Source organism: Vibrio sp. 10N.247.310.98, assembly GCF_041467395.1.
Lineage (GTDB): Bacteria > Pseudomonadota > Gammaproteobacteria > Enterobacterales > Vibrionaceae > Vibrio > Vibrio crassostreae_C.
Genome location: NZ_JBFSUL010000012.1, coordinates 76,545 through 98,747 on the forward strand (window position 1 = coordinate 76,545; position 22,203 = coordinate 98,747).

Annotated in this window: 21 protein-coding genes; 16 read left to right on the forward strand and 5 right to left on the reverse strand. The window is 45.8% G+C overall.

Features of this window, described 5'->3' with window-relative positions:
- The first annotated feature begins 54 nt into the window (after positions 1–54).
- Positions 55–1,929 carry an argininosuccinate lyase gene (gene argH / locus AB6E78_RS07310; protein WP_017061136.1) on the forward strand — a complete coding sequence of 625 codons (1,875 nt, stop codon included), beginning with the start codon at positions 55–57 and terminating at the stop codon, positions 1,927–1,929.
- A gap of 255 nt (positions 1,930–2,184) precedes the next feature.
- Here the strand turns inward: argH and AB6E78_RS07315 are convergent, their stop codons facing one another.
- Positions 2,185–2,433, reverse strand: a complete 249-nt coding sequence (locus tag AB6E78_RS07315; RefSeq protein WP_029235423.1) for a DUF3624 domain-containing protein — start codon at positions 2,431–2,433, stop codon at positions 2,185–2,187.
- An 87-nt stretch (positions 2,434–2,520) separates the two neighbouring features.
- On the opposite strand from AB6E78_RS07315, the gene AB6E78_RS07320 reads away from it, so the two are divergent.
- Positions 2,521–2,868, forward strand: coding sequence for a RidA family protein (locus tag AB6E78_RS07320; RefSeq protein WP_004729674.1), 348 nt, complete (start codon positions 2,521–2,523; stop codon positions 2,866–2,868).
- A gap of 323 nt (positions 2,869–3,191) precedes the next feature.
- Here AB6E78_RS07320 and AB6E78_RS07325 read toward each other — a convergent pair whose 3' ends face one another.
- From AB6E78_RS07325 to AB6E78_RS07335, 3 genes are all read right to left on the reverse strand, one after another.
- Positions 3,192–4,658 (reverse strand): dihydrolipoyl dehydrogenase, encoded by a 1,467-nt coding sequence (locus AB6E78_RS07325; RefSeq protein WP_372129671.1) that lies wholly within the window; start codon positions 4,656–4,658, stop codon positions 3,192–3,194.
- 289 nt (positions 4,659–4,947) lie between these two features.
- Complete coding sequence (locus AB6E78_RS07330; RefSeq protein WP_048659171.1) at positions 4,948–5,676, reverse strand: glutathione peroxidase; 729 nt, start codon at positions 5,674–5,676, stop codon at positions 4,948–4,950.
- Between the two features lie 44 nt (positions 5,677–5,720).
- The gene (locus tag AB6E78_RS07335; protein ID WP_372132762.1) at positions 5,721–5,900 is read right to left on the reverse strand and encodes a hypothetical protein; all 180 of its coding nucleotides are present in this window, start codon (positions 5,898–5,900) and stop codon (positions 5,721–5,723) included.
- On the opposite strand from AB6E78_RS07335, the gene oxyR reads away from it, so the two are divergent.
- On the forward strand, positions 5,899–6,792 hold the full coding sequence (oxyR, locus tag AB6E78_RS07340) for a DNA-binding transcriptional regulator OxyR (RefSeq protein WP_017061132.1): 894 nt from the start codon (positions 5,899–5,901) through the stop codon (positions 6,790–6,792). The two genes, AB6E78_RS07335 and oxyR, sit on opposite strands and share 2 nt — an antisense overlap.
- 111 nt (positions 6,793–6,903) lie before the next feature.
- Here the strand turns inward: oxyR and AB6E78_RS07345 are convergent, their stop codons facing one another.
- Complete coding sequence (locus AB6E78_RS07345; RefSeq protein ID WP_032546261.1) at positions 6,904–9,465, reverse strand: penicillin-binding protein 1A; 2,562 nt, start codon at positions 9,463–9,465, stop codon at positions 6,904–6,906.
- A gap of 151 nt (positions 9,466–9,616) precedes the next feature.
- Between AB6E78_RS07345 and pilM the strand changes: the two genes are divergently transcribed.
- The 13 genes from pilM to AB6E78_RS07410 all read left to right on the forward strand — a co-directional run.
- Positions 9,617–10,642, forward strand: a complete 1,026-nt coding sequence (gene pilM, locus AB6E78_RS07350; RefSeq protein WP_372132759.1) for a type IV pilus assembly protein PilM — start codon at positions 9,617–9,619, stop codon at positions 10,640–10,642.
- A complete protein-coding gene (locus AB6E78_RS07355) occupies positions 10,626–11,225 on the forward strand; it encodes a PilN domain-containing protein (RefSeq protein ID WP_017061129.1) in 600 nt (199 codons plus the stop codon). Before pilM ends, AB6E78_RS07355 begins: the two co-directional genes overlap by 17 nt.
- Entirely contained in the window at positions 11,218–11,847 is a 630-nt protein-coding gene (locus AB6E78_RS07360; RefSeq protein ID WP_372132756.1) for a type 4a pilus biogenesis protein PilO, read from the forward strand. Before AB6E78_RS07355 ends, AB6E78_RS07360 begins: the two co-directional genes overlap by 8 nt.
- Positions 11,834–12,352: a pilus assembly protein PilP gene (locus AB6E78_RS07365; RefSeq protein WP_017063694.1), complete on the forward strand. Its 519-nt coding sequence runs from the start codon at positions 11,834–11,836 to the stop codon at positions 12,350–12,352. The genes AB6E78_RS07360 and AB6E78_RS07365 overlap by 14 nt, the downstream gene beginning before the upstream one ends.
- A gap of 35 nt (positions 12,353–12,387) precedes the next feature.
- Positions 12,388–14,106: a type IV pilus secretin PilQ gene (locus tag AB6E78_RS07370; protein WP_372132754.1), complete on the forward strand. Its 1,719-nt coding sequence runs from the start codon at positions 12,388–12,390 to the stop codon at positions 14,104–14,106.
- Between the two features lie 176 nt (positions 14,107–14,282).
- The gene (gene aroK, locus AB6E78_RS07375) at positions 14,283–14,801 is read left to right on the forward strand and encodes a shikimate kinase AroK (RefSeq protein WP_017061125.1); all 519 of its coding nucleotides are present in this window, start codon (positions 14,283–14,285) and stop codon (positions 14,799–14,801) included.
- Positions 14,802–14,826: 25 nt separating this feature from the next.
- The gene (aroB, locus tag AB6E78_RS07380; RefSeq protein WP_017061124.1) at positions 14,827–15,915 is read left to right on the forward strand and encodes a 3-dehydroquinate synthase; all 1,089 of its coding nucleotides are present in this window, start codon (positions 14,827–14,829) and stop codon (positions 15,913–15,915) included.
- A gap of 79 nt (positions 15,916–15,994) precedes the next feature.
- On the forward strand, positions 15,995–17,512 hold the full coding sequence (locus AB6E78_RS07385) for an SPOR domain-containing protein (RefSeq protein ID WP_017063695.1): 1,518 nt from the start codon (positions 15,995–15,997) through the stop codon (positions 17,510–17,512).
- Positions 17,513–17,581: 69 nt separating this feature from the next.
- Positions 17,582–18,430 carry a Dam family site-specific DNA-(adenine-N6)-methyltransferase gene (locus AB6E78_RS07390; protein ID WP_017061122.1) on the forward strand — a complete coding sequence of 283 codons (849 nt, stop codon included), beginning with the start codon at positions 17,582–17,584 and terminating at the stop codon, positions 18,428–18,430.
- 200 nt (positions 18,431–18,630) lie between these two features.
- A complete protein-coding gene (gene rpe, locus AB6E78_RS07395; RefSeq protein ID WP_010435263.1) occupies positions 18,631–19,305 on the forward strand; it encodes a ribulose-phosphate 3-epimerase in 675 nt (224 codons plus the stop codon).
- Between the two features lie 102 nt (positions 19,306–19,407).
- Positions 19,408–20,094: a phosphoglycolate phosphatase gene (locus AB6E78_RS07400; protein ID WP_372132751.1), complete on the forward strand. Its 687-nt coding sequence runs from the start codon at positions 19,408–19,410 to the stop codon at positions 20,092–20,094.
- Positions 20,095–20,244: 150 nt separating this feature from the next.
- On the forward strand, positions 20,245–21,261 hold the full coding sequence (gene trpS / locus AB6E78_RS07405) for a tryptophan--tRNA ligase (RefSeq protein ID WP_016796005.1): 1,017 nt from the start codon (positions 20,245–20,247) through the stop codon (positions 21,259–21,261).
- Between the two features lie 385 nt (positions 21,262–21,646).
- A partial coding sequence (locus AB6E78_RS07410; RefSeq protein ID WP_372153751.1) for a lamin tail domain-containing protein occupies positions 21,647–22,203 on the forward strand: 557 nt, incomplete at its 3' end.

The following is a 22,203-nucleotide window of genomic DNA, read 5'->3' on the forward strand; positions in this document are numbered from 1 at the left end:
ATCAGAATTATCATTTGCAAAAACAGTGAGCACTGTGCAATTAGGAGATACACAATGGCATTATGGGGCGGTAGATTTACCCAAGCAGCAGACACCCGGTTCAAAGATTTTAACGATTCTCTTCGTTTTGATTACCGATTGGCTGAGCAAGACATTGTGGGCTCAATTGCCTGGTCTAAAGCTCTACTGTCGGTCAACGTATTAACAGAAGAAGAGCAACAGAAGCTTGAGTTAGCGCTGAATGAGCTAAAACTTGAGGTGATGGAAGATCCTGAACAGATTCTACGTTCTGATGCAGAAGATATTCACAGCTGGGTTGAGCAGCAACTTATCGGCAAAGTCGGTGACTTGGGCAAAAAACTTCACACTGGCCGTTCTCGTAACGACCAAGTGGCGACAGACCTGAAACTATGGTGTCGTCAGCAAGGTAACCAACTGCTACTGGCATTGGATCGCCTACAAAGCCAAATGGTGAACGTTGCTTCTCAGCATCAAGAAACCGTGCTTCCTGGCTACACTCACTTACAACGTGCTCAGCCGGTAACTTTTGCTCACTGGTGCTTGGCTTACGTTGAAATGCTTGAGCGTGATTATTCACGTTTGAATGATGCGATTAAGCGTCTAGACACATGTCCGCTGGGTTCTGGTGCCCTTGCTGGAACAGCTTACCCGATGGACCGTGAAGAGTTAGCTCACAACTTAGGTTTCCGTCGTGCAACGCGCAACTCTCTAGATTCAGTTTCTGACCGCGACCATGTGATGGAGCTAATGTCGATTGCTTCTATCTCTATGCTTCACCTTTCGCGTCTTGCAGAAGATATGATTTTCTACAACTCAGGTGAATCAAACTTCATCGAGTTAGCGGATACCGTGACGTCAGGTTCATCTCTGATGCCACAAAAGAAAAACCCGGATGCGCTAGAACTTATCCGTGGCAAAACGGGCCGTGTTTACGGTTCATTAGCTGCAATGATGATGACAGTAAAAGCCCTGCCTTTGGCGTACAACAAAGACATGCAAGAAGATAAAGAAGGTCTGTTCGACGCTTTAGATACTTGGAATGATTGTATGGAAATGGCAGCACTCTGTTTTGACGGCATTAAAGTGAACGGCGAACGTACACTTGAAGCAGCGAAACAAGGCTACGCGAACTCAACTGAACTGGCTGACTACCTAGTAGCGAAAGGGATTCCTTTCCGTGAAGCTCACCATATTGTTGGTGTGACGGTAGTGGCGGCGATTGCTAAAGGCTGCGCATTAGAAGAATTAACCATCGCAGAGATGAAAGAGTTCTCTGAGGTGATTGAAGAGGATGTGTATGACATCCTGACCATTGAGTCGTGTCTTGAAAAACGTAGCGCGCTAGGCGGTGTATCTCCACAGCAAGTGGCTTACGCGGTTGACCAAGCTGAGAAACGTTTATCACAGCGTGACACTTCCATCGTCAAGGTTCGTCCTGCTCGTCTGACTGATATTGAAGCGCTGGAAGGCATGGTCGCTTACTGGGCGAACATGGGTGAAAACCTGCCTCGTTCTCGTAATGAACTGGTGCGTGATATTGGCTCGTTTGCGGTCGCAGAGCATCATGGTGAGGTGACAGGTTGTGCATCACTCTATGTGTATGACTCTGGCTTAGCGGAGATTCGTTCACTCGGTGTTGAGGCTGGCTGGCAAGGTCAAGGGCAGGGTACCGCGATTGTGCAGCACTTGGTTGAGAAAGCGCGACAAATGGCCATCAAGAAGGTGTTTGTGCTGACTCGTACTCCAGAGTTCTTTATGAAGCATGATTTCTTACCAACATCGAAATCTCTGCTGCCTGAGAAGGTACTGAAAGATTGTGACCAGTGTCCTCGTCAACATGCGTGTGATGAAGTGGCATTGGAAGTGAACTTGGTAGAGCAGATAATTGCTAAGGTTAATGTTGCATAAGGCATTGATTTTATAGCTCCTAAAAAAAAGATCAAAAATCTGATCTTTTTTGGGAACAAACTAAGAAAAGCCCGGTCTATTAAAGTACCACTGCTTTTTCTTAGAATTTTCTAAGAAAGCCCTAGAATCGATTGGTTCTGGGGCTTTTTTCTATCTGCTGTTCGGGAAATGACAATAGCTCGAAAATTATGATGAATTATCGGATTGTTTAGCCCTGTCTCTAATCACTACTCTTTATCCAATAAAGACTTCCAGCTAACGTTTTTTGCCCTTTAACGGTAGCACCACAAACTTCATGACCCAATGCAACGACAGCAAGCCACTGAACGCGAAAGCGGCCATCATCAACGCGATGGCATTGATGGTTTTTGGGTCTTCTCTGAAAAACAGCCACCATACTCCCCAACTCAAAATCGACAACACCATCAGCTGATTCATGCAACGCTGGCAGCGACCGAGTTTGTTACGGATTTTTTCACTTTTATTGCAATGAATGCATGTCATCTTGGGTTTGATTCGCGTTATGCTTGTTGCCCTGATAATAACACGTCACAAGATATTGGATCACGGTGACACAGAGAGAGAAAGTCGATGATTGAGCGCCAAGAAACCAAGCAACGTATGAGCCGTATTGTTAAACACAACGGTACTATCTACCTATGTGGCCAAGTTTGTGCTGATGCAACTAAAGACATCACTGAACAAACTCAAACCATGTTAGATAAAGTAGAAGCGCTACTTGAGCAAGCAGGCAGCGACAAAGAGCACATGCTGTCAGCAACGATTTACTTGAAAGACATGAAAGACTTCCAAGAAATGAATGCAGTGTGGGATGCATGGGTACCAGAAGGTCACGCTCCAGCTCGCGCATGTGTGACTGGCGACATGGCTCGCGAAGCGCTATTGGTTGAGATCTCTGTGATTGCTGCTGAGAAGTAATTGCTTAAAGCTTTTAGTGACGCAATGGCTTCAAGAGATTCCAGATACCTCGTCCCTCGGTTCTGGAATGACGAGTTTAGTTTTGGTTTAGCTGATGCGTCACTTTGATTTTCTTCAGTTTAGACGCGTTTTGAAAAGCACCGTTATTCTGGTTAGCTTCGCCTAGACGTGTATGAAAATTGCTGTCATTCCCGAGAGCGACGAAGGAGCGTAATCGGGAATCTATAGTTTACTCGTTGCCAAAAACAAAAAGGAAAGCCAATGGCTTTCCTTTTTAGTATCTAACGTTTGTTAACTGCTAATTGACTGGCGCTAGTCTGAGATTAACAGCCCGGGCCACAATCCAGACAGTGTTTCACCATCTCTGGACCTAGGTGCAGTTTCGCATTCAGGTCACGTAGCGCTGTTCGTACACCTTCTTCGATTACTGGGTGGTAGAACGGCATGTCTAGCATTTCAGAAACCGTCATCTTGTTCTGGTGTGCCCAAGCTAACAAGTGAGCCAAGTGTTCAGCGTTTGGTCCCATCATCTCAGCACCAAGGAAGCGGCCTGTACCTTGCTCGCCGTAAACGTGCAGAATACCTTTGTTGCGTAGCATCACTCGTGAACGACCTTGGTTCTCGAAAGACACTTCACCCGTTGCGAAACAGCCACATGTGCCTAAGCGGGTAGTGATCTCTTTGTACGTTTCACCAACCATCGCGATTTGTGGGTCAGAGAATACCGCTGAGATTTTAGAGCGGCGTAGGCCTGCACGAATCTCAGGGAAGCGACCAGCGTTGTCACCTGCAATGCGTGCTTGGTCAGCTGCTTCATGTAGTAGAGGCAGTTGGTTGCTTGCATCACCAGCGATAAATATTGATGGTAGTGATGTTTGTAGCGTGTAGTGGTCTGCGATTGGCACACCACGTTCATCAAGCTCTAGAGAGGTATTCTCTAAGCCAAGCTTGTCAGTGTTAGGGCGACGACCTGTTGCTGCTAGTACGTATTCAACGACGTTAGTTTCTAATTCACCTTGTTTATTGATGAACTGGATTTCGACACGTGGCTCACCCGATTCAGTGGTAATGCGCTTCATGCTTTCGATTTTCACGTCGGCATCGAGATAGAACTCTTCATTGAAAGCTTTATCTGCATAAGCCATGATCTCTGGATCAGTTACTGGGCCAACTTGACCACCCAAACCGAACAGTTTGGTCTTCACACCTAAGCGGTGCAGTGACTGACCAAGCTCAAGACCAATAACACCAGGGCCAAATACCGCAACCGATTCTGGTAAATCATCCCAGCTGAACACGTCGTCGTTAATGATCAGGCGATCGCTAAGCTCATTCCAAACGGCAGGGTATGCAGGGCGAGAACCGGTCGCGATAACAATACGCTTAGCTTTGACAACCGTGTGGTCATCAATTTGTAGTGTGTTGTCATCTAAGAACTTTGCGTAGCCAGAGATCTTGTCTTGCTCTGGGATTTCATCAACACCTTCTAAAACAAAACCAACAAAACGGTCACGTTCAAACTTCACTCGGTCCATCACTTCACGACCGTTAATCACGATATCACCTTGTGGGTGAACGCCAAAAGCCGGAGCTTTCTCGATTTGGTGTACGCTTTCCGCAGCTGCAATAAGCAGTTTAGATGGCATACAACCAACACGAGCACAGGTTGTGCCGTAAGGGCCGCCTTCAATCATCACGACACTGTCAGTGTGTGCTTTTGCAGCGCGGTAAGAACCTAAACCTGCCGTACCGCCCCCGATAACTGCTACATCTACATTGACTTGTTTCATAATAATTTTCTCGCAATGGCTAAATTTGGTTTAAACGAACCCCTCCAACTCTGGTGATTTTTTGAGAGTCAGGATAGTGGGTCAGTTTTGTGATTCTGTTTTATTAGGTTTAGCTTGTGGTTCTGCTTTTTGTTACTAACTATAGGTTAGTAAAAGACAGGCGAGTCACCAGCTATATTCTTTTTTCCAAAACTCAGATAAGAGCGTTTGGAATGGCTAACCCACAAGAGGGTGGGTTAGCTGGTATTACTGCTATTTATTTACTAAGCGTTTACTAGCGACTAAGTGATTAACCTAGGAAAGCTTCTAGTTCTTCGCTACCACCGATGTGTTTGCCACCGATGAATACTTGAGGAACGGTAGTGCGACCAGAGATTGCACGTAGGCTTACTGTTGTTGCATCTTTACCTAGAACCACTTCTTCGTAGTTCAGACCTTTGTCGATTAGGTTCTGTTTTGCTTTCATACAGAAAGGACAGCCTGGCTTAGTGAATACTGTGATTGACTCTTGCTCTTTGTGCTCAGGAGCAAGGTAGTTAAGCATAGTATCTGCATCAGAAACCTTGAACGGGTCGCCTGGTACGTCTTCTTCGATGAACATTTTTTCTACCACGCCGTTTTTAACCAGCATGCTGTAGCGCCATGAACGTTTGCCGAAACCGATGTCGTTTTTCTCAACTAGCATACCCATGCCGTCTGTGAAATCACCGTTACCATCTGGAATGAATGTGATGTTTTCCGCTTCTTGGTCTGCTTTCCAAGCGTTCATTACGAATGTATCGTTTACTGAAACACACAGAATGTCATCAACACCGTTTTCTTTGAATACAGAGTGTAGCTCGTTGTAACGAGGAAGGTGGCTTGAAGAACATGTTGGCGTAAACGCACCTGGTAGGCTGAATACGATAACTGTCTTGTCTTTGAATAGCTCTTCAGTCGTTACGTTAACCCATGCATCACCTTGGCGAGTTGGGAATGTTACTTGAGGGATTGATTGACCTTCTTTAGATGCAAACATATTGATTTCCTTAAATAGTATTTTTAATTTTGTTCTATCAGAGCTTAACGTTTTTCTTCGCTCTGTTTCGTTTCGTTGAGCCCATTATTAGATAAATTCTTTGATAGCTCTAATCGTTTGATGTTATGGTTTTGATAGGTAAATTCTATCAAGAGCATTTTTCTTTTAAATGTTTCTATGAAACCCCTTGTTCTTATTAAAACCTGAGGTAAGAGACTGATCATGAATATTCGTGACTTTGAATACTTGGTGGCGCTCGCAGAGCATAAACACTTCCGAAAAGCGGCAGAAGCGTGCTTTGTCAGTCAGCCGACACTAAGCGGTCAAATACGCAAACTCGAAGATGAAATTGGACTTCAGTTAACCGAGCGTAGTCCAAGGAAGGTAATATTTACAGAATCAGGGTTACAACTTGTTGAACAAGCCAAGCGTATTCTCAATGAAGTGAAAACTTTTAAAGATATGGCGAGTGGACACGGTGAAGCGATGACGGGGCCAATGCACATTGGTTTTATTCCAACCGTGGGTCCTTACATCTTGCCTAAGATTGTTCCTCATCTAAAAGAGAGCTTCCCAGATCTTGAGCTTTACCTGCATGAAGCTCAGACCCATCAGTTAGTGAGTCAACTTGAAGACGGAAAGCTGGACTGCTTGGTACTGGCTGCGGTTGATGAAACTGCAGTGTTCAAAGAGATTGATGTCTATGACGAGCCATTAAGTGTTGCCGTGCCGTGTGACCATGAGTGGGCTCAACAAGACACTGTCGATATGCTGCAGCTAAATGGACAAACCGTACTGGCGCTAGGTGACGGTCACTGTTTAAGAGACCAAGCCTTGGGTTTCTGTTTTGCTGCGGGTGCAAAAGACGATGAGCGCTTTAAAGCGACCAGCTTAGAGACGCTGCGTAACATGGTCGCGGCGGGGGCGGGCATTACCTTGCTACCTCAATTGTCTGTACCCAAGGAAAAGCAAAAAGATGGTGTGTGCTACGTGCCTGCGGTAAACCCAACACCTTCACGTCGTATTGTGGTTGCGTACCGTCCTGGCTCTCCATTGAAAGGGCGCTTTGAGCAACTGGCTGAGACGATTCGAACTCAACTGGAGAAGACGGCTTAGCGCTTGAATTTAGAGCCTAGTCTGGTCAGATATAGATATATAAAAAGGGTTGATATGAATTCATATCAACCCTTTTTGTTGGTTCATGTTACTAGGTTCTACAAACCCTAGTTAGAACAGTTCTTCTACTGCTTCACCTGATGAGGTTGAGTAGATGTCATCATTGAAACGCTCAGTGATGTACTCGGTTGGCTCTGTGCCTTTCTCGAAGTACTCGAACATTGATGAGCTATCGAACTTGTTGGTCAGTAAGCCAGTTTCACGGTCGATTCGAACACGGACGATGTTCTCCGGAATTTCTTTACGCTCAGCAGGAACACCCGCTAACGCCGTACCCATAAAATCAACCCATGCAGGTTCTGCTGTTTTCGCGCCAGCTTCTGCACCAGTAATCTGATTTTTACCAAGGTTCGAGTTCGCTTTAGTACGGCCTAGGTTGCGGTTGTGGTTATCAAAACCAACCCATACCGTAGCCACCATGCCAGGGCCGTAGCCGCTGTACCAAGTATCTTTAGAATCGTTGGTGGTACCCGTTTTTCCGCCAATGTCACGACGCTTCAACGGTTGTGCACGCCAACCAGTACCGTTCCAACCCGTACCTGCGCTCCAATCACCGCCACCCCAGATGTTGCTGTACATCATTTCACGAACAAGGAATGCGTTCTGTTCAGAGATAACTTGAGGTGCGTATTGTACTTTGGCATCCACATCTTGCTCTGCAAACTCATCAGCCATTGGGTCTGAGGTCATTTGCTGTTGGCAATCGTCTTTACAAACCACTTTTGGTGTCGCTTCAAATTCAGTCTCACCAAATGGTGTCTCAATGCGACTGATGTAGAAAGGTTCAACGTAGTAGCCGCCATTAGCGAATACTGAGTAACCTTGAGCTACTTTCATTGGCGTTAAGCTACCCGCACCCAGAGCAATGGTCTCTGAACGAGGCACTTCGTCAATATCAAAACCAAATCGAGTTAGGTAGTTACGAGTATCATCTAGGCCTACTTCGCGCAGTACACGTACCGCCATTACGTTTTTAGACTGAGCTAAGCCAATACGTAAACGAGTTGGACCCACGTAAGTCGGTGGCGAGTTCTTTGGTCGCCATGCGGTACCTTGGCTCTTATCCCATTGGTTAATCGGTGCATCGTTGATCAGTGAGGCTAGCGTTAAGCCTTTCTCAATCGCTGCTGAGTAGATAAAGGGTTTGATACCAGAACCCACCTGACGAATAGATTGCGTTGCACGGTTGAACTTGTTGTGGACAAAGTTAAAGCCACCGACCATCGACAATACCGCGCCGTTGTTCGGGTTCATTGCAACAAATGCTGTGTTCGCATTCGGTACTTGGCTTAGTCGCCATACAATCGGTGTTTCTGATTCTGCAGTCGCTGACTCTTCTGTCGGCTCTTCAGAGACTTCATCGCCGGTAACGGCTTCATGGCGAACCCAGATTTGTTCACCAACCGCCAGAATTTCTTTCGCTTGAGAAGGCGCTGGTCCTTGGCGGTTATCCGTTAGGAATTTACGCGCCCAGTTCATGCCTTGCCATTCGATAGTGCCTTCACCTTGGTTCTTAACCCAAATTTGAGCACTTTTCGAATCAACCGCGGTAACAACAGCAGGGACTAGGTCACCATAGGTTGGTTGAGACTTAAGGTGTTTAACGATTTGTTCTTGATCCCACGCTGATTGCGCAGTCTGCCACAATACTTTTTCAGCACCACGGTAGCCGTGACGCTCATCGTAGCCAAGTAGGTTCTTAATTGCGGCTTGGTTCGCTGCTTTTTGCAGTTTCGAATCAACGGTCGTGTAGACCTTCATGCCTGATGTATAAGCTTCTTCACCATAGCGTTCCACCATCCAAGCACGTGCAACTTCAGCAACATATGGCGCGCTCAGTTCGATCTCTGCACCGTGGTATTTCGAGATAAGCTCTTCGCTACGAGCGTCATCGAACTCTGCTTGAGTGATGTATTTCTCGTCTAACATACGACGCAATACAACGTTACGACGGTTAGTCGCGCGCTCAACAGAGTAAATAGGGTTCATTGTCGAAGGTGCTTTTGGCATACCCGCAAGGGTCGCAATTTCACTCAGCGTGAGATCAGGAAGATCTTTACCGAAGTAAACACGTGCTGCCGCGCCAAAACCATACGAACGGTGACCAAGGAAGATCTTGTTGACGTAAAGCTCCATGATCTCTTCTTTACTAAGAAGTTGCTCAATGTGGATCGCAATGAAGATCTCTTTGATCTTACGCATAATCTTTTTCTCATTAGATAAGAAGAAGTTACGCGCAAGCTGCTGAGTAATGGTACTAGCACCTTGTTTGGCTGAACCCGACATTGCAACCACGAGTGCTGCACGTGTGATACCGATTGGGTCAATACCTGGGTGTTCATAGAAACGGCTATCTTCGGTGGCAATCAGAGCCTCAACTAAGTGGCGAGGAATCTCGTCATAAGTGACTGGATTACGACGCTTTTCACCAAATTGAGAGATCAGCTTACCGTCTTGACTGAAGACTTGCATCGGCGTTTGGAGTTCTACGTCGCGCAAAGTGGCAACATCAGGCAACTCTGGTTTTACGTAAAAATAAAACCCGAAAATTGTACTGACTCCAAGAATCATGCAAATCAATGTAAATATGAATAATCGCTTTATGAACTTCACCGGATAATCCCTGATTAGTTAAGGCTGATAAGCAGCAAACCCTTGTACTCTAGGCTAAAAACTTAGCTTTCGTTTATTAACGCTTATTTAACTAATAATCACAACCCCTAGATAATCAACGAAATGCTTGGCACTTCAGGAGCTAGGTCACATGGGTTCATCATTAATTACAGGTATAGATATAAATCATCACAGCATCAAAGCCGTGGTACTAAAACCCGTGGGGGAGTTGTATGCCCTAGTGGGATACAAAGAGCTGCCGATTTCGGACGACATTTTTACAGCTAACCATACTTTGGAGTATCAGAAAACTGTTAAGAAACTTAAAGAACTTAGGAAAGGACTGCCTTTTGGCTGTCGCAACGTCGCCATTTCGGTACCTGATAACACGGTGATCAGCAAAGTACTGCAAATAGAGAGTGAGTTAGAAGACAGAGAAAAAGAGTTTTCTATCTATCAAACCTTCGCCCATCAATCTCCCTTTCCTATCGAGGAGCTGAGTTTAGATTTTGTAAAGCTGGAAGACAAACGATTTGGTAAAGGTTCGACAAGCAGTTATCAGGTATACGCCACTCGTAAAGAAGTTGTGGATAGCCGAGCGGATGCATTAACCAAGGCTGGCTTCAAACCTGTGGTGGTGGATACACAGGCGCATGGGCTACTTAATATCTGGCAATTGGCCTCGCGCCTGTATCACGATAAGAAAAACTGGTTGCTAGTGGATGTTGGAATCGACCAAACCTCGCTAGGGGTTATCCCGCAGAATTCGGCGCCTTTCTATAAAGACATCGCCTTTGGCACTCAAGATCTTCGCAGCTCAGATGACCCGAGTGATATCGAGAGCGTGTTCGGTACTATGGAAGAGACACATCAATTCATTGTTAACCTGATTGAGAAGCTCAAGCGTCAATTGCAGCTCTATTCATCGGGAAATGCGCAGCAACCTATCTCAGGGATTTGGTTGATGGGCGAGGGCGCCAGCATCCCTATGGTAACCGAAGAGCTAGAACGCCATTTTCAGTTGAGCTGCGAGTCATTGAATCCTTTGTCTTTATTTGAGAATAAGGTCGCCAAGAGACGCCGACTGCCGATTGACTGGCAACACTTTGGTATCGCGGCGGGTATGGCGATGAGTGGGCTCAAGTGGCAGGGAGAGAAGCATGTTGCATCAAATTAACCTGCTGCCGTGGCGTGATGAGATTCGTGCTCAGCACAAGAAGCGTTTTATCCATCTGGTCATTCTTGGCGTCATCATTGCGCTTATAGGGCAATGGGCGGTTGGTCACTATTTTCACGATCAACAAGCCAAGCAGCAAGCTCGCCTCAATTACCTCAATCAGTACATTGCTGAGCTCGACCGACAAATTCAGTCGTTAAAAGTCGCAGAGCAAGAACACAAAGCCATTCTGACTCGACTTGATGTGGTTGAGTCGCTGCAGCTTGGCCGTAATAAGACCACCGACTTCATGAACTTGATGCCGGAGCTGATTCCAGAGGGTGTCTATGTCGACAAGATAAAGATGAATGGTCAGGAGATTGAAATGTCGGGCATCAGCGACAGCACTGCTCGTCTCGCCACCATGTTGGACAACCTCGAACGTTCAGATTCTTTGAAAGGGGTCGAGATGCACTCTATCGTTCATAACCGCAAGCGCTTCAATAAAGAGTTTCAGACCTTCAAGGTCTCTTTTGTGTTTAGCCCTGTGTCTTTAGAAAACACAACCGCGAGCAGAAAAGATAAGGGGGCGCATCATGGCTAACCTTCAAAATAGGATTAGTAGGCAAAACAGGATGAGCTTGCAAGATCTCGATGTTGATGAGATCACCGAATGGCCATTGTTGCCTCAGCTTCTCGTGATTCTGGTGTTGATGGTGTTAATCCAAGGTGTTGGCACTTGGCTGTATCTGCTGCCGTTCGACGAGGAACTGAAACAGATGAAGCAACAGGAGCAGACCTTAAAAACGACCTTGAGGATAAAGGCGAATAAGGTTGCAGCCTTGCCTAAGTTGCAGAGCCAGTTGGATGAGCTAACTAGTCGCTACGATTATCTATTAGAGCAGCTGCCCGTTCAAAAGGAGTTAGCGAGCATGTTGGCCTCCGTGAATGAGCTCGGCTTGGATAACTCGCTGACCTTCACACGAATCGATTGGGGGCAAAAGCAGAATAAGGAGTTTCTCTATCGATTGCCTCTCAATATAGAGCTGACAGGTGACTATCACGAGATTGGTGACTTCTCTGCTGCCATCGCCAAGCTGCCGCGTATTATTAGCTTTGATGATGTGAATTGGCAGCGAGTCAGTCAAGAAAGTAGCACGCTGCACTTTAGGGTTCGAGCTTATACCTACCAGTTTAAATCGGAGGTTAATGATGAAACCCAATAGCGCGTTTTACTCAATCGTATTGATGCTTGCGTTGTCAGGCTGCAAAGCTAATCAAGACTCACTGCAAGATTTTGTGGCGCAGGTTGAAGCCAAGGCGAGAAAAGATGTCGAGCAACTTGTCCCAGCAACTGAATTCACGGCGGCGACTTATCAGCGCCGATCTTTGCGTCCTCCCTTTGAACTGCCTAAAGAAGCCATTGTGCAAAACCAACCCTTGGTTAAGAAAGACTGTTGGCAACCCAGCGCCCGTTCTCGTAATGGCAAGTTAGAGAAGTACCCGCTGAGTAAGCTTCGTTTAAGAGGCGTGATGGGCAGTGGCTCAAGCGTGTTTGGCTTAGTGCAAACACCCAAAGGCAACGTGGTAAACGTCAAGAAAGGCCAGTTTATCGGCTTAAACAATGGCCGAGTTACTAAGGTGACGAGCCAATACGTTCAGATTAATGAAACTCTTCCAGATGGCTTAGGTTGTTGGCATAAGCGCAACGTTAGGCTGGCTCTGAAGTAAACCAATGTCACATGATGTGGATATGAGATGTAAATATGATTAAAGGAATAAGTGGATTAGTGAGCAAGGCTCTACAAGGTTTTGCTGTGTCTGTGATGTTGGTTGTTAGCGTGCTCAGCCATGCCGAGAGCTTACCGAACAAATTGGAGAATATTGATTTTAGGGTCAATAAGGATAAAGACGCCGTCATCATTATTGAGCTGGCGACCAGCACAGCAGTGGTGGATGTTCAACGAGCTCAGGAAGGGTTAAGTATCGAGCTAATCAATACTCAAGTTGATGATGACAAGCTCTACCTGCTGGATGTGAAGGATTTCGCTACCTTGGTTGAAGGCATTGAAGTCTATAAAGAGACACCAAGCACTCGGCTTCTAGCGACGATTAGCAATGACTATCAGTATGAATACAACCTAAAGGGGCGCTTTATTGAGGTGGTGATCAGCAAACCGGTGCTCGATGAAGCGACCAAAGAAAAAAGCGTTCTAGAGAAAGAGGGCAAGCTGATATCGATTAACTTCCAGGATATCCCGGTACGAAATGTCATGCAACTGATTGCCTATTACAACGACTTCAATCTCGTGGTGTCTGATTCGGTAGCCGGAAACCTGACGTTACGCTTAGATGGCGTACCTTGGCAGCAAGTTCTCGACATTATCTTGCAAGTTAAAGGCTTGGATAAGCGTGTTGATGGCAATGTTATCTTGGTCGCGCCGAAAGCGGAGCTCGACCTTCGAGAGCAACAAGCGTTAGAGAAATCGCGCTTAGAAGAGGAGTTAGGGGAGCTTAAATCGGAAATCATCAAGATTAACTTTGCTAAAGCCACCGACATCGCTGACATGATTGGAGGTGAAGGTGCGGTCAGCATGTTGTCCGATCGTGGTTCGATTACCATTGATGAGCGCACCAACTCACTGCTCATTCGTGAATTGGAAGAAAACATTGCCGTGATCCGAGGCATCATTGAATCGTTAGACATTCCCGTGAAGCAGGTACAGATAGAGGCACGTATTGTCACGGTTACTGAGGGTAATCTTGATGAGCTTGGCGTGCGCTGGGGCGTTTCCTCAACCAACGGAAGCTTCACCGTTGGTGGCTCAATCGAAGGTAACCACCCATCAGCGATTACGCCGTATGACGACGATAGCGGCAGCAGCGTGATTGATGACTATCTCAACGTCAATTTAGGGGCAACATCGCCGAACGCCTCGAGTATTGCGTTTCAGGTGGCCAAACTGGGTTCAGATACCTTACTCGATCTTGAACTGTCGGCACTGCAACAAGAGTCAAAAGCTGAAATCATTTCTAGTCCACGCTTAATCACCACCAATAAAAAGCCGGCTTATATTGAGCAAGGTACTGAAATTCCTTACTTAGAGTCATCTTCAAGTGGCGCTACGTCGGTTGCATTTAAGAAAGCCGTGTTGAGTCTTAAGGTGACACCGCAGATCACGCCCGATAATCGTTTGGTATTGGATTTGAGCGTGACTCAAGATAGGCCAGGGCAAGTGGTAAAAACTGGAACCGGTGAAGCGGTCGCCATTGATACGCAAAGAATAGGTACGCAAGTGCTTGTTAATAATGGTGAAACTGTCGTGCTTGGCGGGATATTTCAGCACAGCGTGAGCAGTACAGTGGATAAAGTTCCTCTGTTGGGGGACCTGCCAGTTTTAGGCGCATTGTTCCGTCGCAGCTATGAAAATGTGGGTAAAAGTGAACTACTTATTTTTGTCACACCCAAAGTTGTGATTCAGTAATGAACAATTAGATTAAAAATAAAGTTGCATTAGTGGCACCTAACCTTGATAATTTCGGGTCTTATCACGAATTATCTGTGAGGAATCGGTGCCACGGGCCTTTTAATTTCAGTACTTGTACTGACCTACCTTGTGGCGATGTCATTGAATTAACGTTGTAAATTACTGCTAAAAACATGGCTGAGAAACGCAATATTTTTCTTGTTGGCCCAATGGGCGCCGGCAAAAGTACAATTGGTAGACACCTAGCTTCCCAACTTCATATGGAGTTTCTAGACTCTGACACTGTGATCGAAGAGCGCACTGGCGCAGACATCGCATGGGTTTTTGATGTTGAGGGCGAAGAAGGTTTCCGTAAGCGCGAAGAATCTGTAATCAATGATCTGACAGAAGAACAAGGTATTGTTCTTGCGACAGGTGGTGGTTCAGTGTTGAGCAAAGAAAACCGTAACCGTCTATCTGCACGAGGCATTGTTGTATACCTAGAGACAACAATTGAAAAGCAACTTGCTCGCACTAACCGCGACAAGAAACGCCCTCTACTTCAAACAGACAACCCGCGTGATGTGCTAGAAGATCTAGCTGTATCTCGCAACGCACTATACGAAGAAGTGGCGGACTACACAGTTCGTACTGACGACCAAAGTGCAAAAGTGGTAGCCAACCAGATCGTAAAAATGCTAGAAGAACGTTAAGTTCATTTTTTCGGAGAGCAAACCCATGGAACGGATTACGGTCAATCTAGCTGAGCGTAGCTACCCTATCTCTATTGGCGCCGGGTTATTTGAAGACCCGGCGTACCTTTCTTTTTTATCAGGTAAGCAGAAAGTTGTTGTTATCAGTAATGTGACAGTAGCGCCTCTTTATGCTGATAAAATTTTATCGCTATTGGATCAAGTCGGCTGTCAGACATCTCTTCTCGAGCTGCCAGACGGTGAACAGTACAAAACCCTTGAAACGTTCAATTCAGTGATGAGCTACATGCTTGAAGGAAATTACAGCCGCGATGTGGTGGTGATTGCTTTAGGAGGTGGTGTTATCGGTGACTTGGTCGGTTTTGCTGCCTCTTGTTACCAGCGCGGTATTGATTTCATTCAAATCCCGACGACCCTTCTTTCTCAAGTGGACTCTTCTGTTGGTGGTAAAACCGCAGTAAACCATCCTCTTGGTAAGAATATGATCGGCGCTTTTTACCAACCGAAATCTGTGATCATCGATACCAACTGTTTATCAACGCTTCCAGAGCGTGAGTTTGCTGCGGGCATTGCTGAGGTGATCAAATACGGCATCATTTACGATGAAGCCTTCTTTGATTGGTTGGAGCAGAATCTAGAGAAACTTTATCAACTTGATGAAGAAGCACTGATTACCGCGATTGCTCGTTGTTGTGCAATTAAGGCTGAAGTGGTGGCTCTAGATGAAAAAGAGTCAGGAATCAGAGCGTTATTGAACCTAGGTCATACATTTGGTCATGCGATTGAAGCAGAACTAGGCTATGGTAATTGGCTACATGGTGAAGCTGTGTCGTCAGGCACTGTAATGGCAGCTAAAACAGCTCAATTACAGGGACTGATCTCTCAGCAGCAACTTGAGCGAATTATTTCTATACTCAAGAATGCGAAACTACCAATCCATACGCCAGAAAGCATGTCTTTTGAAGACTTTATGAAGCACATGATGCGCGATAAAAAAGTGCTGTCTGGTCAGTTGCGTTTGGTATTACCAACAAGTATTGGTACTGCTGAAGTGGTTGCTGATGTGCCTCAAGACATCATTAAACAAGCGATCGATTTCTGCCGTACTCTTTAAATTTGGTTGTGAGGTTGCCTAGCTAAACTCTAGGCAACTGAAGCGTTTTACTGATCGATCTTATCAGTAGGGATCCCCAATGAGTTTGGCTCATGAATTAAGAGTATTAGAGTTAGAATCTCAAGTTGAGCTGCTAGAGCGCTTACAGCTTTTGACTAACTTTGGTTCAAACCTTGTGACGGTGGCGGGCAAAGCTGGCTCTGGCCGATCTTGGTTGGCTCAGCGTTATCTTGAAGCATGGTCGACAGAAAAAAATCAGTGTTTACTGCTTTGTCATCCAAGCCAAGACGATCAACAACGCCGCGCGCTTATTCTTAGCCAAATTGTTTCTGATCCCCTGTTTAATCAACATGATTCTTTATCGGATAGCCTAACAAGGTTACTGGATGGAGAACCGTGTAATGTGGTTGTCGTCGTTGATGATGCCCAACGACTTTCTGAGCTATTGGTATCCGAATTATGGATGTTGGTACTGGAAGCTCAATCAAACACTCAATGGACGATCAATATCGTTCTCTTCTCGGAACCTGGCCACTTAGATACGTTATTAACGCGTTTGAGTTACGGTCAACAACACAAACCTATCGATCTTGAGATCGATGACCTTTCGCAACCAGAAGCTGAACATTTCTTTGAATCACTGGTGATTCGATATGTTGATGATGAGTCTGAAACTCGCGTGCGACGTGCGTTTAATAAAGCGCAACCTCTGCCCGGTGAGTTAATGGCTTTAGGAGAATTGAAAGTGGAAAAAAGGATTATTATTCGCTCAATTATTGGCTCACCCATCAATATCGCGATTGTGGTGGCCTTGCTGTTGATTTTAATTGGTGGTGGTTATTGGTGGATGTTCAGTCAACCAACCCCTGACGATAAAGCGCAATCTCTTATCGCTCCGATTGAACAGACAGCTATCCCAACTTTTGAAGTGGAAAGTGGTACCGAGCAAGCTGGAATCGACGGAATGGACGATTCTGAAGCCGAAGCTGACATGAGTTATCAAGGTGCTGATGACGACAGCTCATCTTTGCCACCGACTGTCGTTGAAGATACCGCGAGTGTTGGAGAAGTCGAACAAGATCAGCAGCGTGTCGTAATCACCTCTGATGTGGTTGATGCCTTGCTTGATGATAAACCTGAAAGTGCCGATACCAGTGCGATTGATGCTGCTGTTGAAGAAAACACAGGTGCCGCGGTGAGTTCGCAATCAGATGCAGACAAAGTGGAGTCACAGCCTTCAGCCGATGAAGCAACAGACCTAACACAGTCCACGCCACCGACTAAGAAAATTACATTCTCATTTTCTCGCGAAGAGTTACAAGCTATCTCTCCGCGAGCTTATACTTTGCAGTTGAGTGCGATGACCTCATTGGACGACGTACAGTCTTTCATTGAAGAGTATGACCTTGAGAACAAGGTTCGTATTTACCCAACACTTCGCAACGACACCAAGTGGTTTATTATCACTTATCAAGATTACCCAACGATTCAAGTGGCGAGAGACGCGGTAAGTGCGTTATCAAAACCCCTTCAACAGTTGGAACCTTGGGCAAAATCGATGAATCAAGTGCATCGAGAGATAGAACGTGCGAAATAACCCTGAGCTTAGCCTCAAAATATGTTACATTCCGCAGCCTTATTTTTGAGTTGATAGATAGAGCAGTAAATGAAAAAGCAGCGTGCCTTTCTAAAATGGGCTGGTGGTAAATATGGCCTAGTTGAAGACATCCAACGTCACCTGCCACCTGCTCGTAAATTGGTAGAACCGTTTGTCGGTGCCGGCTCAGTATTTCTGAATACTGACTTTGAACAGTACCTGCTTGCAGATATCAATCCCGATCTTATCAACCTGTACAACCTGCTTAAAACCGATCCTGAAACTTATATCACGGAAGCGAAGCGCTGGTTCTGTCCTGAGAACAACCGTAAAGAAGCCTTCTTAGATATTCGCGCTGAGTTCAATGGTACAGATAACGTCATGTATCGTTCATTGGCTTTCTTGTATATGAACCGATTTGGCTTCAATGGCCTATGTCGTTACAACAAGAAGGGCGGTTTTAACGTTCCATTCGGTTCTTATAAAAAACCTTACTTCCCAGAAGCTGAGCTGGAATTTTTTGCCGAGAAAGCGAAAAAAGCCACCTTCGTCTGCGAGGGATACCATGAAACCTTTAGCCGCGCGCGCAAAGGCTGTGTGGTTTACTGCGATCCTCCATACGCACCACTGTCGAACACGGCAAACTTTACCTCTTACGCAGGTAATGGCTTTAGCTTAGATGACCAAGCTGCACTGGCGGATGTTGCTGAAAAAGCAGCGATGGAACGAGGCATCCCTGTCTTGATCTCAAACCATGACACCACCTTAACGCGCCGTTTATACCATGGTGCAGAACTGAACGTGGTCAAGGTTAAGCGCACCATTAGCCGTAATGGCGCAGGGCGCAATAAAGTCGATGAGTTACTGGCACTTTTTCATAAAGAGAAAAACCAGCAACACGCTTCAGAAGAATTGTAGCGGCCAACATAACCCTCGAACTCATTAAATTGAGTGACCAACGGGTACTTTCATAAACTAATCTTTCGAACTGCTAGGATCTGCTTAGTTGCTTAGGTAGAATTGCACACCAAATAGTCTTGGAATTGAGTCTTGTATTTGTATATGAGATGTCACAAGGCGGTGATATTCGCAATTTACTCACTCTTAAGAGGTTTGGTATGAAAGATTTTCTAATCGCTCCATCGATTTTGTCTGCAGATTTTGCTCGTCTTGGTGAAGACGTAGAAAAAGTACTCGCAGCTGGTGCTGATGTTGTGCACTTCGATGTGATGGACAACCACTACGTACCTAACCTGACTTTTGGCGCGCCTATCTGTAAAGCGCTGCGCGACTACGGTATTACGGCTCCTATCGATGTTCACCTTATGGTTAAGCCAGTAGACAGCATCGTGCCTGAGTTTGCTAAAGCCGGCGCATCAATGATTACCTTCCACGTTGAAGCTTCAGAGCACATCGATCGCACTCTACAGCTAATCAAAGAGCACGGCTGTAAAGCGGGTGTGGTTCTTAACCCTGCAACGCCGCTTTCTTGCTTAGATTACATCCTAGACAAAGTAGACATGATTCTACTGATGTCTGTGAACCCAGGCTTCGGCGGTCAATCTTTCATTCCGCACACGCTAGATAAACTACGTGCTGTTCGTAAGCTGATTGATGAGTCAGGCCGTGACATTCGCCTTGAGATTGATGGCGGCGTGAAGGTTGATAACATCCGTGAAATCGCAGAAGCGGGCGCAGATATGTTCGTTGCGGGTTCAGCTATCTTCAATCAACCAGATTACAAAGAAGTGATTGATGAGATGCGTGCAGAGCTTGCAAAAGTAAACGCATAATCGTAAAACTACAGATAGATTGAATATTAAGGGGCTAATTTGCCCCTTTTTTACGTCTTATAGCTCAACTCATAAGACGAACATAATAAATAGGAAAGTAAGATGTCATTAAGCTCAATAAAACTGATCGCCTTTGATTTGGATGGAACCTTGTTAGACAGCGTGCCTGATTTGGCCGTTGCTGCTGACCAAGCTTGTCAGGAGTTGGGTTTCCCTTCAGTGAGCGAAGAACAAGTTCGCGACTACGTAGGTAATGGTGCTGATGTTCTTATCGGACGTTCACTCAGCCGTAACTTGACGGTTGACCCAAGCCTAGAGCCAGAGCTACTGAAAAAAGCACGCATCCTGTTTGATGATTTCTATGAGCAGGGCGGTCACAAGCTAAGTCACCTTTACCCATCGGTTAAAGAGACGCTGGGTGAGCTGGATAAAGCCGGCTTCACTATGGCGCTGGTTACCAACAAGCCATCGAAGTTTGTACCAGACGTACTGGCGCAACACGGTATTGATAAGTACTTTGTTGATGTGTTGGGTGGCGACTCTTTCCCAGAGAAAAAACCGAACCCAGTCGCTCTGAACTGGTTGCTAGAAAAGCACAATGTAAAAGCGGAAGAGATGTTGATGGTTGGCGATTCAAGCAACGACATTAAAGCGGCTAAGAATGCAGGTTGTCACTCGTTTGGTCTGACTTACGGTTATAACCACGGCGAGCCGATTTCAGCATCAAACCCTGACTATGTCGCGGATAACGTCGCGCAATTACTAGATGTCGTTCTAGTTTCAGCATAAAGCGGACAAAAGTTAGCTAACCTACTGGCAAAATACTTATCAATGAGTACACTGGATGAGCCGTACAGAAGAGCTGTGCGGCTTTTCTATATTTAAGTTAAGAAGCTAAGCGTTCAATAAACTTAGCGAATAAGCAAAGGAATTAAAACCATGAGCAAGCCCATCGTATTGAGTGGTGTTCAACCATCTGGTGAACTAAGTATCGGTAACTACTTGGGTGCTCTACGTCAATGGCAACAGATGCAAGATGATTACGATTGCCAATACTGTGTTGTAGACCTTCACGCAATTACGGTTCGCCAAGATCCGAAAGCACTGCATGAAGCGACTCTAGACGCACTAGCAATCTGTCTTGCTGTCGGTGTTGATCCAAAGAAGAGCACGCTATTTGTTCAGTCACACGTACCAGAGCATGCTCAACTTGGTTGGCTTCTTAACTGTTACACACAAATGGGTGAACTGAGCCGTATGACTCAGTTTAAAGATAAGTCTGCACGTCACTCAAACGACGTAAACGTAGGCCTATACGACTACCCAGTGTTGATGGCTGCAGACATCCTGCTTTACGGTGCTCACCAAGTACCTGTAGGTAGCGACCAGAAACAACACCTAGAGCTAGCGCGTGATATCGCAACTCGCTTCAACAACATCTACGGTCCTGAAACGCCAATCTTCCAAGTACCAGAACCTTACATTCCAACAGTGAATGCACGTGTAATGAGCCTGCAAGACGCGACGAAGAAGATGTCTAAGTCAGACGACAACCGTAAGAACGTGATTACTCTGCTAGAAGAGCCTAAGTCGATCATCAAGAAGATCAACAAAGCGCAAACCGATGCAGAAACACCACCACGCATTGCTCACGATTGGGAAAACAAAGCGGGTATCTCTAACCTAATGGGTCTGTACTCTGCAGCGACGGGTAAAACGTTCGAAGAGATCGAAGCGCAGTACCAAGGCGTTGAAATGTACGGTCCGTTCAAGAAAGACGTAGGCGCAGCATTGGTTGAGATGCTTGAGCCGATTCAAGCTGAATATCACCGTATCCGTGCTGACCGTGCCTACATGGACGCAGTAATGAAAGCCGGTGCTGAAAAAGCCTCTGAACGTGCTGCAGTGACACTGAAAAAAGCATACGAAGCAGTAGGTTTTGTTACTCGCCCATAGGGTGAACTAACACAACTCGCTTGAGAATTTGAGCCCAAAGTAGCTGTTGTTTACTTTGGGCTTTTTCATGCCCATTCCATTTGCCTTCCTCGAAACCCCCTTGTTTGAATTGATAATTTACCCAGTATTTAGCTAGCATATCCATCGCTGTAATGCTGTGCAGATGATCTTATTTGGTACCCTCAAGCTTTATAAAATCACACTCGTTTCTATATATGTTGGAAATATATAACGTGCCAAACAATTGATGATTCCAAAGTGATAAGTTCCTCATTTTCTTGCCAACTGACTTATTCCTTTCATAAATAAACCTGATAGTTACCACAAAATACATGACTGCCCATAGATGGCAGTGACTATAACTCGATGAACTCAGGTGAAACGGATGGCTCTTTTACACAAACCTTCATTGCTAGCAGTGGCAATTGGTAGCTTGTTAACTACAAGCGCACACGCTGATTTGTTTATTTCACAATATGTGGAAGGCGGCAGCTATAACAAAGCGGTTGAGATTGCCAATAGTGGCGATAGCAGCATTAGTTTAGATGGTTACTCATTGGCGAAATCTGCCAATGGCAACGGATCATGGGGTGCCACTTTACCTTTAGATGGACACGTTTTAGCACCCGGTGAAGTACTCGTGGTCGCACATTCTAGTGCGAGTGATGAGATTAAAGCTCAAGCTGACATCATTAATGCCTCTATCGCCAATCATAATGGTGACGACCCGCTGGCTATCTTGAATTCAGACGGCTCGGTACATGATGTTGTTGGTTTGATGGGCGATGTGGACTGGGGCAAAGATGTTACTTTGGTTCGTGCGACACAAACACCTTCTGCGACGTTTGATGCTTCACAATGGGTATCGCTACCAAAAGACAGCATTGAAGGCCTAGGTTCACTAGACAGCGTTGAACTGCCAGAAGCGTTCACTTGTACACA

Excerpts from the sequence above, each read along its gene's own strand:
- argH (WP_017061136.1), top strand. The coding sequence starts at position 55 with ATGGCATTATGGGGCGGTAGATTTACCCAAGCAGCAGACACCCGGTTC.
- AB6E78_RS07315 (WP_029235423.1), bottom strand. The coding sequence starts at position 2,433 with ATGACATGCATTCATTGCAATAAAAGTGAAAAAATCCGTAACAAACTC.
- AB6E78_RS07320 (WP_004729674.1), top strand. The coding sequence starts at position 2,521 with ATGATTGAGCGCCAAGAAACCAAGCAACGTATGAGCCGTATTGTTAAA.
- AB6E78_RS07325 (WP_372129671.1), bottom strand. The coding sequence starts at position 4,658 with ATGAAACAAGTCAATGTAGATGTAGCAGTTATCGGGGGCGGTACGGCA.
- AB6E78_RS07330 (WP_048659171.1), bottom strand. The coding sequence starts at position 5,676 with ATGTTTGCATCTAAAGAAGGTCAATCAATCCCTCAAGTAACATTCCCA.
- oxyR (WP_017061132.1), top strand. The coding sequence starts at position 5,899 with ATGAATATTCGTGACTTTGAATACTTGGTGGCGCTCGCAGAGCATAAA.
- AB6E78_RS07335 (WP_372132762.1), bottom strand. The coding sequence starts at position 5,900 with ATGATCAGTCTCTTACCTCAGGTTTTAATAAGAACAAGGGGTTTCATA.
- pilM (WP_372132759.1), top strand. The coding sequence starts at position 9,617 with ATGGGTTCATCATTAATTACAGGTATAGATATAAATCATCACAGCATC.
- AB6E78_RS07355 (WP_017061129.1), top strand. The coding sequence starts at position 10,626 with ATGTTGCATCAAATTAACCTGCTGCCGTGGCGTGATGAGATTCGTGCT.
- AB6E78_RS07360 (WP_372132756.1), top strand. The coding sequence starts at position 11,218 with ATGGCTAACCTTCAAAATAGGATTAGTAGGCAAAACAGGATGAGCTTG.
- AB6E78_RS07365 (WP_017063694.1), top strand. The coding sequence starts at position 11,834 with ATGAAACCCAATAGCGCGTTTTACTCAATCGTATTGATGCTTGCGTTG.
- AB6E78_RS07370 (WP_372132754.1), top strand. The coding sequence starts at position 12,388 with ATGATTAAAGGAATAAGTGGATTAGTGAGCAAGGCTCTACAAGGTTTT.
- aroK (WP_017061125.1), top strand. The coding sequence starts at position 14,283 with ATGGCTGAGAAACGCAATATTTTTCTTGTTGGCCCAATGGGCGCCGGC.
- aroB (WP_017061124.1), top strand. The coding sequence starts at position 14,827 with ATGGAACGGATTACGGTCAATCTAGCTGAGCGTAGCTACCCTATCTCT.
- AB6E78_RS07385 (WP_017063695.1), top strand. The coding sequence starts at position 15,995 with ATGAGTTTGGCTCATGAATTAAGAGTATTAGAGTTAGAATCTCAAGTT.
- AB6E78_RS07390 (WP_017061122.1), top strand. The coding sequence starts at position 17,582 with ATGAAAAAGCAGCGTGCCTTTCTAAAATGGGCTGGTGGTAAATATGGC.
- rpe (WP_010435263.1), top strand. The coding sequence starts at position 18,631 with ATGAAAGATTTTCTAATCGCTCCATCGATTTTGTCTGCAGATTTTGCT.
- AB6E78_RS07400 (WP_372132751.1), top strand. The coding sequence starts at position 19,408 with ATGTCATTAAGCTCAATAAAACTGATCGCCTTTGATTTGGATGGAACC.
- trpS (WP_016796005.1), top strand. The coding sequence starts at position 20,245 with ATGAGCAAGCCCATCGTATTGAGTGGTGTTCAACCATCTGGTGAACTA.